The organism is Bacillus sp. CDB3 (assembly GCF_002081505.1).
Taxonomy (GTDB): domain Bacteria; phylum Bacillota; class Bacilli; order Bacillales; family Bacillaceae_G; genus Bacillus_A; species Bacillus_A cereus_AT.
Genome location: NZ_ALBR01000134.1, coordinates 1 through 13316, shown reverse-complemented (window position 1 = coordinate 13316; position 13316 = coordinate 1). Strand labels below are relative to the sequence as shown.

Below are 13316 nucleotides of genomic sequence, written 5' to 3'. Positions count from 1 at the left end.
AGTTTGGGCTAAGGAATTGATTATGGAGATAGAAAGAGAAGGAATTGTTGTAAAAAAAGCTAAGCATAGTAGGAAGAGCATTGAACATAGGGCACAGTCATTAAAAGGGAAATTAATTTAATAATTTCATGTAAAGAATCTTTATGTGATAATAATGAATGCAGTATATGAATAGATAAAGTATTTCACGACTTAGAACTGTTATAATAGATATATTGATGTAAAAAAAATATAAATGAAGATATATGAAACAAAGGAAGTTATCATGTACTATGTGATGTTTCATAGAGTATCAAGGAGGCAACCAAATGGCGACAGCAAACTTAGATTTTGACGAAAAGCTATGGCAAATGGCTGATAAATTACGTGGGTCAATGGATTCGGGGGAATATAAAAACGTTGTATTAGGATTACTATTTTTAAAATATGTATCCGATGCTTTTGAAGAAAAATATGAGGAACTAAAAGCGGATGAATGGGCAGACGAAGAGGATCGTGATGAATATGTTGCAGAAAATATTTTCTTCGTACCGCAAGAAGCACGTTGGTCATTTATTAAAGACAATGCGAAGAAACCTGAAATCGGGCAATTAATCGATGCTGCGATGGTAGCAATTGAAAAAGAAAATCCATCCCTTGTTGGGGTGCTGCCAAAATCATTTGCACGTCCAGAGTTAGATAAAACACGCTTAGGTGAAACGATTGACTTGTTCTCATTTAAAGTTGGAGATGAAGAAAGTCGTTCAAAAGATATTTTAGGTCGCGTATATGAATACTTCCTAAGTAAATTTGCAAGTGCAGAAGGGAAAAATGGTGGTGAGTTCTATACACCTTCAACAGTTGTACAGTTACTTGTTGAAATGTTAGAGCCTTATAAAGGTCGTGTGTATGACCCTGCTTGTGGTTCAGGTGGTATGTTCGTTCAATCATCTAAATTCGTGAAAGAGCATCAAGGACGCATTGATAACTTATCTATTTACGGTCAAGAGTCAAACCCAACAACATGGAAACTCGCTAAAATGAACTTGGCTATTCGTGGAATTGATGCTAATTTAGGTGCACACAATGAGGATACATTCCGCAATGACTTACATAAAGGCTTAAAAGTCGATTATGTTTTAGCAAATCCACCATTCAATATTAGTGATTGGGGTGGCGAAAAATTAACTGATGATGTGCGTTGGCAATATGGTATTCCGCCAAAAGGCAATGCCAACTATGCTTGGGTGCAACATATGATTTCAAAACTAGCACCAGCAGGTATAGCAGGCTTCGTTTTAGCAAATGGTTCAATGTCTTCGAATACGAGTGGTGAAGGCGAAATTCGTAAAAGCGTAATCGAAAACGATTTAGTTGAATGTATCGTTACACTACCTGGTCAACTATTTTATTCAACACAAATTCCAGTATGTTTATGGTTTATATCAAAAAGTAAGACAAAAACAGGAAAGCGTGAACGCGACAATAAAATTTTATTTATCGATGCACGTAATCTTGGCTTTATGGCAGACCGTACACATAAAGAATTTAGTGAAGAAGATATTAAGAAAGTGGCAGATACATTCCATGCTTGGCGTGGCACGAATGATCAAGAGTATGCGGATGAACTTGGTTTCTGTAAAGAAGCAACAATTGAGGAAGTACGCGGAAACGACCATATTCTAACTCCGGGTCGCTATGTAGGCTTAGCAGAGCAAGAGGATGATGGCGAACCATATGAAGAGAGAATGACACGTTTAACAGGAGAATTATCCGAACAATTTGCGAAATCCAAAGAACTAGAAGAACAAATCCGCCGAGCTTTAGGGGGGATTGGGTATGAAATCTAGTGGGAAATTAAAAAATATAACTTTAAAAATTGGTAGTGGGTCTACACCAAGAGGCGGAAAATCGGTTTATCTAGAGAATGGTCCCTATAAATTAATTCGTAGTCAAAATGTTTATAATCACCATTATACTTCGGAAGGGCTTGCTTATATAACGGAAGAACAAGCAGAAAAATTAAAAAATGTTTCCTTAAAAGAAGAAGATATTTTAATTAACATAACAGGAGATTCAGTTGCAAGAACAACCATTGTACAAAATGAAATGTTACCAGCTAGGGTCAATCAACACGTTTCAATTATTAGGTGCAAAGAAAATTTACTGGATCCTTATTACTTATTAGCTTTTTTGACTTCAAAAGATACACAAAATTATTTATTATCATTAGCTCAAACAGGAGGAACACGAGCAGCCTTAACAAAGGGAATGTTAGAACAACTTGAAATACCTTTGGCAAGCTATGAGGTACAGAAGAAGATAGGTAATATATTAAAAACGCTTAATGAAAAAATTATCGTAAATAATTCTATAATTATTTCATTAGAAAATCTTTCTCAAACCCTTTTCAAACACTGGTTTATTGATTTTGAATTTCCGAATGCACAAGGCGTACCATATAAATCTAGTGGTAGCGAAATGGTGGAAAGTGAGTTAGGAGAGATACCTAGAGGGTGGAAGACAATAGAATTTAAAGAAATTATGAAAATTTCTAGTGGTAAGCGTCCAAAGAAAAAAGTAAATGATATTGATAAAGAAAATATTATTCCAATTATTGGTGCTAGTAAATTGATGGGATTTACTAATGAAGTTTTATATAATTCCCCCATTTTAGTTATAGGACGTGTAGGAACACACGGTGTGGTTCAAAAGCTAATTGACCCTTGTTGGCCATCTGATAACACTTTAGTTATAGAAAGTGAACTATATAATTTTGTCTATGAATTTTTAAGAATAATAGACTATAAATCTTTAAATAGAGGTTCTACACAACCTTTAATTGTTCAATCAGATATTAAAGCACAAAAATTAGCATTCCCTATAAATGAAAACTTAGTAGAAAAATTTGAATCTACTCTGACACCGTTATTAGAAAAACAATTTTTATTAAAAAAGAAATCCAAAAACTCGAAGAACTCCGTGATACCCTTCTCCCGAAACTATTATTAGGAGAAATTAAAGTACCAGATGATTTGGAGGTGGAGTAGTTGTTCAAATATAATGAATCGGAACTGGAGATTGCTGCACTTGAATGGTTAGAAGAATTGGATTATGAGATTGTGGAGGGTCCTGATATTGCGCCTGATGGCGATTATACGGAGCGTGAAAGTTTCCATGATGTAGTGTTAGTTGACCGACTCCGTGACTCACTGCAAAAAATTAATCCTACATTGGATCGAAAAGTGATTGAAGAAGCGATTCAAAAAATCGTAGCGAATGCTTCACCGAATCTAGTTTTGAATAATAAGCAGTTTCATAAGCTCGTAACTGATGGGATTGAAATCCAAGCACAAGGAACAGATGGCTACAATCCGACCGTATCCGTATATGCCTTTGATTTTGACAATCCGAAAAATAATGATTTTATGGCGGTCCCTCAATTCACAATCATTGAGGGACAGGCAAATAAACGTCCTGACATCATTGTATTTGTGAATGGTCTACCTCTCGTTGTCATTGAACTGAAAAATGCGACGAATGAAGATGTTGATATTACCGACGCATACAATCAGCTTCAAACGTACAAGCAAGCAATTCCAACATTATTCCGTTACAATGCCTTTTTAATCGCAAGTGATGGTATTAATGCACGTGTTGGCTCGCTTACAGCTAACGAAGAACGCTTTATGAAATGGCGTACGGTTGATGGTGAACAATTAGCAAGCCCAGCAGAGCCACAACTTGAGGTAATGCTTAAAGGGATGCTTGAACCGAGCAGTTTACTCGATATCGTGCGAAACTTTATTTTATTCCAAACAGATGGTGTCGATACATTCAAAATTTTAGCGGCGTATCACCAATACCATGCAGTAAGTAAGGCTGTTGAAAAAGCAAAAATCGCAACAGCTCAAGATGGCGATCATAAAATCGGTGTCGTTTGGCATACGCAAGGATCTGGTAAAAGCTTGTCGATGGTCTTCTATGCAGGGAAACTCATTAAAACGATGAACAACCCGACACTTGTTGTATTAACCGACCGAAATGATTTAGACGATCAACTCTATAAAACATTCTCAATGTCGAAGGATATTTTACGTCAAACACCGAGCCAAGCTGATTCACGTGATAGCTTACGAGAGTTATTAAGTGTGGAATCAGGTGGAATCGTGTTTACAACGCTTCAAAAATTCGTACCAGATGAGGACACAAGCGAAATGCCATGCTTAACAGATCGTACAAATGTCATTGTGATGGTAGATGAGGCGCATCGTTCACAATATGGCTTTAGTGCAACGGTGACAAAGGATAATACAAAGTACGGTTTTGCAAAGTATGTACGTGATGCCTTACCAAATGCTTCATTTATCGGTTTCACGGGTACACCTGTTGAAGCAAGTGACAAAAACACACCTGCTGTATTTGGAGATTATATTGACATATATGATATGTCGCAAGCGGTAGAGGACGGAGCAACGGTAAAGATCTTCTATGAATCGCGTGTTATACCACTTGAATTACCAGAAGGGTTATCGATTGATGATGATTATGAAGGCATTACTGAAGACCAAGAAATATCGGTGAAAGAAAAATTAAAATCGAAATGGTCACGTCTTGAAGCAATTGCAGGTGCACAATCACGTGTAGAGAAAATGGCAAAAGATATTGTGCATCATTATGAAGAACGTCAACAAGCGATGTTCGGAAAGTCAATGATTGTTGTGATGTCACGCCGTATTGCCATTGATTTGTATAAAGAAATCGTGAAATTGCGCCCAGATTGGCACTCAGACGATGACGATAAAGGCGTTATTAAAATCGTGATGACAGGGTCATCAAGTGATCCTGTGGAATGGCAGCCATTTATCGGTAATAAAAAACGTCGTGAATTTTTAGCTCGTCGTATGAAGGATAATGATGATCCTCTAAAAATTGTTATTGTGCGTGATATGTGGCTCACAGGCTTTGATGTTCCCGCAATGAATACGATGTATGTTGATAAACCGATGAAGGGGCATAACTTGATGCAGGCAATTGCACGCGTTAACCGTGTGTTTAAAGATAAGCCAGGTGGTCTTGTTGTCGACTATATTGGGATTGCTGACAATTTAAAAGAAGCCTTAAAGCAATATACGGACAGTGATCGTAAAACAGCAGGGGTTGATACAGCTTTAGCGGTTGATGTGATGCTAGAGAAGCATCAGCTTGTATTGGAAATGCTACATGGACATGATTATTCAGGCTATAAATCTGGAAAATCATCATTTCGCATTAAAGCGATTGTTAATACTATGGATTATGTTATTGGCCTAGGTGAAGATGAAAAGAAACGCTTTTTAAATACAGTGACAGAGCTTGCGAAGGCATATGCACTATGTGCGACAACGCCAGAAGCAGAAGAATTGAATGATGAGATTGGTTTCTTTAAAGCAGTTAAAGCGAGCATTGTGAAAACGATCGGTGATGGAAGTAAAAAGAAAACTGCCTCACAGATGGATGCCCAAATTAACCAACTTATATCAAAATCGGTCATTTCTGAAGATGTTGTGGATATCTATAAGGAACTCGGCTTAGAAAATCCTGATATTTCAATTTTATCAGATCAGTTTTTAGAGGATGTACAAGCACTACCTCAAAAAAACTTAGCAGTAGAACTATTAAATCGTTTGTTAAATGGAAAAGTTAAAAATGTCCAACGTAGTAATCTTATCCAAGCACGTAAATTTTCAGAGATGCTACAGAATTCATTAAACAAATATAATAAGCGCACGATTGAAACATCAAAAGTTATCGAAGAATTAATTGAGCTAGCAAAAGAAATGGATGCAGCATACAAGCGTGGTGAACAAACAGGCATGATAAAAGAAGAAGTTGCATTCTATGATGCCCTCGCCTCACACGAAACAGCCGAACAGGTTTTAGGTGATGGAACGCTAAAAATCATTGCACATGAATTAACTAAGTCAATCAAAGAAAACATGAGTATTGACTGGAATTTGCGCGAATCCGCTCGTGCTAAAATGCGTATAACTATTAAGCGATTGCTTAAGAAGTATGGGTATCCACCTGACCTTCAAAAAAATGCGATTGAAATTGTGCTTGAACAAGCAGAGCTAATGGCAGAAAGTTTAAATAAAGCTTAATTAAATCGCATAATAATGAGGTGGAAAGTTATGAAAACATATATTATTTTTGACACGAATATACTTTATATGAGAGATTATAAGGATTTCTCAATATTTGAGTTCAGCCCAATTTATGATGAGGTTCAAGGAAAAATAGAGAGAAATAATGTCATAGATCGATTTGAGTTGAATGTTCCCGAAATAACGATAAAAGAGCTATTTAAACAGCAATTACAATCTTATAGCACTCATATTGAAACAATGAAAAGTTCTTACTTAAAGTTTAAACAAATTTATGATATAGATTTAAAAATAGATGAAAAATTTGATTACGAAAACTTTTTAGATAAGAAAAAAGAACAATATATTTCAAGCAAAGCTATTAGTATACTTCCAGTATGTAAGGAAGAAAAGTTTGTGAGAATTGTAGAAAGAGCACTAAACAAAGAAGCTCCTTTTGAAGGTAAAGACAAGAAATCAGATAAAGGTTTTAAAGACGCTTTAATATGGGAATCTCTTTTAGAATTTGCAGAAATGAATGATGGAGAATATATATTTTTTACTGCGGATAAAGGTTTTAAAAAGGAACTTGAACATGAATTCATCGAAGTAACTGGAAGGAATATCAAAATATATGGCAGAGATGATAAACAAAAATTAGATTTAGATATTGAAAAGTATTCTGCCGAAAAAAGCACGCGAATGAGATTAGAATTGGTGCAAGAAAATCTTGAGGGTCTCCTCAATACCTTATTAAGTGAACTTGAGTATAAAGCTTTTCAAGAAGTTGAATTAAATGGAATATTGTGTACAGTGAGTGATTTTGAAATTACTCCTAAATTAATTGATTTAAATGAAGTAGGGGATAAACGCTTTAAATTCAAAATGAAAGGTAAAATGAAAGCTGGTAAAACAGGTATATCCTATGAATTAAAAACTTCTTTATATTTTTTAGTAGAAGTTGACAACTTAGTAAGTTCACAAATTCAAGTAATAAAGCTGGATAATATAGATGCCACTTCGATGGAAGATGACATAATTAATATTGCTGATATATCCTTTGAATTCCATCCAGAAGAGGAAGAATTAGATTCAGAAGAGGAAGAATTAGATTCAGAAGAGGAAGAATTAGATTCAGAAGAGAAAGAAGTAGATTCGGAAGAGGAAGAATTAGATTCAGAAGAGAAAGAAGTAGATTCGGAAGAGGAAGAATCTACTATAGCTATTTCTAAGGAAAGTTTTATTAGTGTATTTTCTAATTCAGAATTCGAGAAAGATGAAGTATTTTTAGAAGAATTAACTCATACTATCGAAAATAATTACACAGTTGATTGGACTAAGTTTGATAGTAAAAAGGCTCAAATGAAGCTAGCAATAAAAATTTACTTGAGAAGAAAACAGTTTGATAGCGAAAATGTCGAGACTATTACTGATCTGATTATAGAAAAACTGATAGAAGATTATAATAAAGAGGAAGTAGGAATATGAAAAGTGAAATTTGATTTAAAATATACATAAATAAGAAAAATTTTGATCAAACTTTTTTATAAAATCTAATATCAATTAAAAATTCACCCCTCGCATTTTGATCAAACTTTGTTTAAAAGCTACACTTTCTATTGTCAGTTATCCTGTTCGCAAAGGTAGACGTTTAGGTATAGTAAAAAATGAATAGAAAAACCGTTCCTAAAGGTTTGTTTTTAATGATTAAGCAAGTTCCTTAATGTTAGATACCTTTAGGTTCGGAAAATACATAATCATGAAAGTTTACCCTTTGTCTTGCTCCTTTGGTATGATAAAGCTATGAATTACGGATAAGGGAGTGTGCAAATGAAGAACCGTGTGAATTTACGTGTCGATTTTGCCTTTAAACAATTATTTGGAACCAAAGGGAATGAAGAGATTCTGATGAGATTTCTGAACGAAGTTTTACAGAAATCGTTGCTTTTTCCGATTACGAGCGTATCATTAGAAGATCCACATCTACATAAGGAATATAAAGAGGATAAGTTGTCGATTATGGATGTACGGGCAACGCTTGGGACAGGTGAACTTGTAAACATAGAAATTCAACTTGCAAATAAACATGATATCCAAAAGCGTTCCTTGTATTATTGGTCGAAACTATATGCATCACAAATGCAGGAAGGAATGCCGTATAGTGAGTTGCAAAAATCAATCACGATTAATGTATTGGATTTTATACTCTATCCCAATCAAGAACAGTTTCAGACGACAGGTATCTTATGGGATGTGGAAAAAGAACTACGCATCAGTGAAGATATAGAAATTCATTATATTGAAATGCCGAAGATTATTGCACAGTGGCGAGGTGCACAGGTGAATCCGTGGCATGATTCATTGGTACGTTGGTTATTGTTGTTAGCGGCAAATGAAGATCAGAATCTAACAGATACACTGGAGGCGATTGCGATGGAACAAGATGAAACATTGCAGAAAGCGATTGATAAGTGGGACAATATGAGTCATAATCAAGCGTTTCGCCGGGAGTATGAGGCACGGGAGAAGGTATTGTTAGATGAAAAGGCTGCCGTAGCACATGCGAAGAAAGAAGGAAGAGAAGAAATCATTCAACAAATGTATGAAAGTGGGATGACACCACAAGACATTGCAACTATTGTGAAGATGACAGTGGAAGAAGTACAACGTATTCTTCACTTATCCTAAGAATACTTAGACGAATAACAGATAAAAAGAAAGCGTCAGCGATGGTGCTTTCTATTATTAGGGTAAGAAATTATAAACTTCAAATCCATTTTTACACAAAAAAAGACGAGAATCCGCTCGTCTTTTTTTGTGTAAAAATCTACCCTAAAAGAAAGTATACTACTCAAAGGATTGAACAGTCAGATCTACAATAATATAACCATGATTTTGGTTATTTATACCAAAGGCAATAAATAGGAGGATGATCCCCAGCCATCACTCACACCCAAAAACAAGGAAGTATCTGTAAAATCATGTATTGAAACGTTTATTATGTAATCGATAACAACTTCCGCATGAGTATATATTTCTATTTCATTTGGATATACAAAAAGTGAGAACTTGTCTTTTGGCAAAAGAATAATAGACAGTTTCTTACTTTTCGTTCAAACGATATGATGAAAACGTCAGATTGGATGTTCATCTCGCTTCTCTGACGTTTTAAGTGATGATGATTTTTTGCTTTTTAATGTTTTTGATAGCTTATACAGGGCAATCTGAAACTTTGGAGAGATAAAATATGGATTGATCACCCATAACACATCATTGCTTAAGAAAAACGTAAATCAATCATTTTATAAAAATATATAAATAAATTAATAATAAAAGGAGTGTTTTGTATGTTTAAACAAAAAATGATGAAAGTTGCTTTATGTGGTGCGATTGCTACAGGTGTTGTAGGTTCTATTGAAGCAGTTAAACCTTCTCAAGCAAGTGCAATGGATATTAATATTCTTTCTCCACATGTGAAAGGTACTGTTAAAAATACTATGATTAATCCTACAGGAGTGTCTACTACTACGTATGAAGAATCTCTTCAATGGATTAATACAAAGATGTCAAATCTTCTTGTTAAAGCAGGTTTATTAAATAAAAATTTAACAGATATTCAAAAAAAGAATGCAATTCGAGATAGTATAGAAAAAATGCTTTTTGAGATGTCTTATTCACAGCATAATCAATATAATGTACTTGTTCATAAATATAACGGTCTACATGAATTACAGGATTACGCGAAAATATTTCCACCTAATGATACAAACACTTCTTATGAAATAGTAAAAATAAAAGGTGAGGAATATGTAATTTGGGTTTTCAAAACTGCAGCTACAATTAGTAAAAGTTATCTTCAAGGTGAAAAAGAATTTTATCATTTGAATGGTCAAAATACATTCACCTATGACGGTAATGGCAATGAAAGACATATTTCTTCACAAACGGTAACATTTAATTCTAAATAATAAAAAGATATCAAAAAGTACCCATGATTTTTTAATATATAGGTAACTATTTCGGTGACGAAATCGGTGCCTATATATGCTTTTAAGCCTTGTGGTTGTAGGTTTCGCCAAAAAAAAAACTTACCTATTCGTACCTAGTGATTTATCATTTTTATTGTTGAGGTAAAAACGATAAATTATTAGGGAAGGGGCAAGTCTTTTGCAAAGGGTTTCAGGTACCCTTTTGTATGGCGAATTAACATTCACTATACACATGTCTGGGACTAATATATCAAATATGACAAATAAAAGGCAAGACGTAATTATTAACAAGTATCAACCGAAAAAAAAACAGAATTTAAAAATCTATGGATTTATTGAAAGTAAATTGAGTGAAGGTGGGCGTGAATTGTTTAAAGAGTGTGGGACATTTAATCAATTTATTACTACGAAAGATAAAGAGAAAACAAAGCGGACAAAGGGTAATGACTGTAAAAATCGATTCTGTCCTCTGTGTTCTTGGAGAAAATCGTGTAAAGATGCGATGAAGATAGCTACCATGATGGGAGTTATAAAACTTGAGGAAAAAAAAGAGTTTTTATTTCTTACTTTGACTACACCAAATATTAAAGGTGATGCGGTAAGAAGTGAGATTGATCGGTTTAATAAAGCTTTTAAAAAAATATTTGATAGAGCGCAAGTGAAGAGGTCTATCAAAGGTTATATTCGAAAATTAGAGATGACATATAACAAAGAACGTGATGATTATAATCCACATTTTCATGTGTTGCTTTGTGTAAATAAATCATATTTTACAGATAAACGTTATTATAATCCACATTTTCATGTGTTGCTTTGTGTAAATAAATCATATTTTACAGATAAACGTTATTATATTCCGCATAAAGAGTGGCTTTCGATGTGGCGAGAAGCTACGGATATATTAGAGATAACACAAGTGCATATTCAGAAAGTACAATTGATTCGAGAAGGAAACGCAGTGAATGAGATCGCGAAGTATTCGGCGAAAGATTATGAGATGTCGGTGAGTCGCGAAGTATTTGATGTGTTTTATTCCGCATTAAAAGGTCGCCAGTTGATTGTATATGGCGGGCTGTTTAAAGAATATGCTTTGAAATATGAAAATGGTGAGTTGGACAAGTATAAAACGAAAGATAAGAACGAGTATTTTTATAAGTTAATAGCAAGATGGAATCCGGATTTATTGAAGTTTCATCAGGAGTATGCGGAGTTAACAGAAGCAGAACAATTGCAATATAAAGGTAGTTTACAAGAAGAAATTGAGATAGAAAAATGATGATTAGTGTAAGTTAATTTTTTGTTATTATGCAATTTTTATTATATTTATTAACAAATCTAGAGATTGTATTATACCATCTCCTCGAGGATTTAATAGGAAAAATATACTCATTGGTGAGGATACAACTAAAATATTACTAAATGCAGTAACTGTATGACTTATTGGGGAGTTAACTATTTGTGTTCTTAATACTGTCGAAGGGCTTTGTATCATTTCAATCCACATATAGCTAAATCCTGTCGATGTATTATCAACAGTACCGTTAAATTCTACTAAATAAACGCCAGTATCTTGAAGTTGTATTTGATTTGAAGAAGTAACGGTAATATTAGAATCGGGAGATGTCATTTCTAAAGTAATAGGAAATGGTGTATTTACTGGTATTGCTTTATTAGTTACTCTAATTGTTGCGTATGCAGAACCATTACTTGATCCTGGTGGTCCTTGTGCTCCAGTGTCTCCTTTTGGCCCTGTTGGCCCTGGTGTACTTGCACCTGTCCCCGCCGGTCCTGCCGGTCCCTGTGCTCCAGTGTCTCCTTTTGGCCCTGTTGGCCCTGGTGTACTTGCACCTGTCCCCGCCGGTCCTGCCGGTCCCTGTGCTCCAGTGTCTCCTTGTGGCCCTGTTGGTCCTGCCGGTCCTTGTGGTCCTGCCGGTCCTGCCGGTCCTTGTGGTCCTGTTGGACATGTTGTTCCTGTGCTTCCACATGAGTTACCCATAATATCAGAAACTGTTTTTAATTTTGATTCTAATAACATTTCCTGTTTTACGGCAGTATCTAACATATCTTGTACACTTTTATTTACATTCAGAAGATCCGGAATAGAGGGTCCCGGACCTGTTGTACCATGTAAAGTTCCCAACGTATATTGAATTTTCTCACCTTCAGCATTGAGAATATGAGCAATTCCTAACTCTTCTAAGGCAATAGAAGATAATAATAAATTAAGCGCATCATCTCGTGTAATGGAAATATTAGGCGTAATGTTAGGTATATTAGCCTGTGACATATACGCACCTCTTCTCTTTGATTTTTTGTATACTATACCAATTTATGACACTGATACAAACATGATTGGACAAATACCTATATAGGAGAAATGCTTTGTCACGTAATGGATTAGACGTTATAAAAGTGGAGACATATGATACATGTTTATTAGATAGCATGATAAAAAAAAGAGGATTCCCTTTGCAAAGGGAATCCTCTTTTTTTTGGTAGATGACAGAGAATGTATGATGAAATGTTTGTAAAAAGTATGACAAAAAAGAACAGTAACAGGAAAAAATAAAAAGAATATTTTGTTGTCTTGTTTTGAGATAATTGATTTTTATTTCTTTGTTTTTTGTTTATGAATTGTCAAAGTAGCCTATCCGATTACGATAGCAAAGAACCATTTGATTTCGAGCCTCCCTTTGGCAACCGTTTGCCGTACCGGCAGCCGTAAAACACAACGGCTACCGCCACAGCAAGGCTAACGCCAAGACTCTCTAAAATCAATGAACCCTCCAACCGAACTGTCTTCAGCCTGTATTCAGGTCATGGGGTATGGCAAGCTACGGGAGTGTGACCACACTCCCCAAAAACGTTGTTTTTGACTTGCTAGGAAGTTTCCTAGCACCTTTACCATTTTCTAACCTCAAAAATTACATTTTTTCGTTTAGAAAATGGTTGTCGCTTCGCTCGATTCATTATAAAATTTGGTGGTGAAATTATGACATTTATTCATAAAACATATTTACAAATAACTTTAGATGAAAAAGATAAAAAAATGATAAAAAATAAAGCAGAAGAATTTGGCTATAAAACGGTATCTGCATTCATGGTTGATAGTGCAAAATCACATTTCAAACTTGAAGTAGATATGAAAGCTTATAGGGATTTAACAAAGGAAATAAATTATATTGGCAAGAACATAAATAGCTTAATTAGAAGGATCCATACT

At 34.8% G+C, this 13316-nt stretch carries 8 protein-coding genes and 1 pseudogene; 8 read left to right on the top strand and 1 reads right to left on the bottom strand.

Annotated elements, in window-relative coordinates; genetic code table 11:
* Positions 1-308 precede the first annotated feature (308 nt).
* The 7 genes from CDB3_RS31055 to CDB3_RS31025 all read left to right on the top strand — a co-directional run bounded on the left by CDB3_RS31055 (position 309) and on the right by CDB3_RS31025 (position 11369).
* Complete coding sequence (locus CDB3_RS31055; protein ID WP_128857148.1) at positions 309-1829, top strand: class I SAM-dependent DNA methyltransferase; 1521 nt, start codon at positions 309-311, stop codon at positions 1827-1829.
* Positions 1819-2991, top strand: coding sequence for a restriction endonuclease subunit S (locus CDB3_RS31050; RefSeq protein WP_128857147.1), 1173 nt, complete (start codon positions 1819-1821; stop codon positions 2989-2991). Before CDB3_RS31055 ends, CDB3_RS31050 begins: the two co-directional genes overlap by 11 nt.
* A 38-nt stretch (positions 2992-3029) precedes the next feature.
* A complete protein-coding gene (locus tag CDB3_RS31045; protein ID WP_128857146.1) occupies positions 3030-6122 on the top strand; it encodes a type I restriction endonuclease subunit R in 3093 nt (1030 codons plus the stop codon).
* Positions 6123-6152: 30 nt separating this feature from the next.
* Complete coding sequence (locus CDB3_RS31040; RefSeq protein WP_128857145.1) at positions 6153-7592, top strand: PIN domain-containing protein; 1440 nt, start codon at positions 6153-6155, stop codon at positions 7590-7592.
* Between the two features lie 342 nt (positions 7593-7934).
* Positions 7935-8792, top strand: a complete 858-nt coding sequence (locus CDB3_RS31035; RefSeq protein WP_128857144.1) for an Rpn family recombination-promoting nuclease/putative transposase — start codon at positions 7935-7937, stop codon at positions 8790-8792.
* A 659-nt stretch (positions 8793-9451) separates the two neighbouring features.
* Complete coding sequence (locus CDB3_RS31030; RefSeq protein WP_128857143.1) at positions 9452-10072, top strand: hypothetical protein; 621 nt, start codon at positions 9452-9454, stop codon at positions 10070-10072.
* Positions 10073-10349: 277 nt separating this feature from the next.
* Positions 10350-11369, top strand: a complete 1020-nt coding sequence (locus tag CDB3_RS31025) for a protein rep (RefSeq protein WP_128857149.1) — start codon at positions 10350-10352, stop codon at positions 11367-11369.
* A gap of 27 nt (positions 11370-11396) precedes the next feature.
* On the opposite strand, the gene CDB3_RS33030 is transcribed toward CDB3_RS31025, so the two are convergent.
* On the bottom strand, positions 11397-12380 hold the full coding sequence (locus tag CDB3_RS33030; RefSeq protein WP_179139794.1) for an alpha-helical endospore appendage domain-containing protein: 984 nt from the start codon (positions 12378-12380) through the stop codon (positions 11397-11399).
* Positions 12381-13085: 705 nt separating this feature from the next.
* Between CDB3_RS33030 and CDB3_RS31015 the strand changes: the two are divergent.
* Positions 13086-13316, top strand: a pseudogene (locus CDB3_RS31015) (hypothetical protein); the annotation flags it as partial.